The organism is Frankia tisae (assembly GCF_025403405.1).
Taxonomy (GTDB): Bacteria; Actinomycetota; Actinomycetes; order Frankiales; family Frankiaceae; genus Frankia; species Frankia tisai.
Genome location: NZ_JANEZT010000766.1, coordinates 1 through 695, shown reverse-complemented (window position 1 = coordinate 695; position 695 = coordinate 1). Strand labels below are relative to the sequence as shown.

The following is a 695-nucleotide window of genomic DNA, read 5'->3' as shown; positions in this document are numbered from 1 at the left end:
GCTTGCCTGGCCGGGGCCGCGGCGCTCGGCGCGCCCGGCTGTCCCTGCGCGGCGGGCGCCGCCGGCTCGGCCGATTCGGCCGCCCGGCTTCCCTCGGTCCTACCGCGACTCGCGTCCTCATCGGGGGTGCCGACGACCCTGCTGGCTGGCGTCGGCGGGGTGGTCGACTCGGCGTCGTCCGGGAACGTCGGCGCACTCGGCTCGGCGGACGGTGGGGCCTCCTTCGGGGCACTGGTCGGCACCGCCGTGGGTGTGGTGCTCGCGGGCTGTGTCGCGGCGGGGGCCGTCGCTCGTGGGAAGCGGAGGCCGAGAGCGCGGCGGAACTCGTCGATGAGGTCAAGGGTCGCCCGTGCGGCTTCGGACGTGCCGGCTGGCAGGGCGGCGAGGATGGGTGTCAGCCGATCGGACTGCTCGGTGGTGAAGGCATCCATCGTTGCCCAGGCGTCGGCGTTCCCGGTGGTGGCACGGGTCAGCAACACTCGCGAGCCGGCTCGGGCCTGGGCACACCAGGCCCGCAGCAGGCTGTTGACCGTGCCGGCCTCCGCGTAGCGGCCGGAAGCGGCCAGGGCCGCCGACGTGGCGGACGTGGCCGAGCCGGCCGGTATCGCCGAGCCGGCTGCGGCGGTGGTGGCTGTTGGGGCCGAGGCGGCGGGTGCGGCGGTTGGGGGCGACGCGGCCGGCGGAGACGGTAGAAC

At 76.4% G+C, this 695-nt stretch carries 1 pseudogene; it reads right to left on the bottom strand.

The window, feature by feature from the left end:
* Positions 1–695 (bottom strand): annotated as a pseudogene (locus NBZ85_RS31580) (hypothetical protein); the annotation flags it as partial.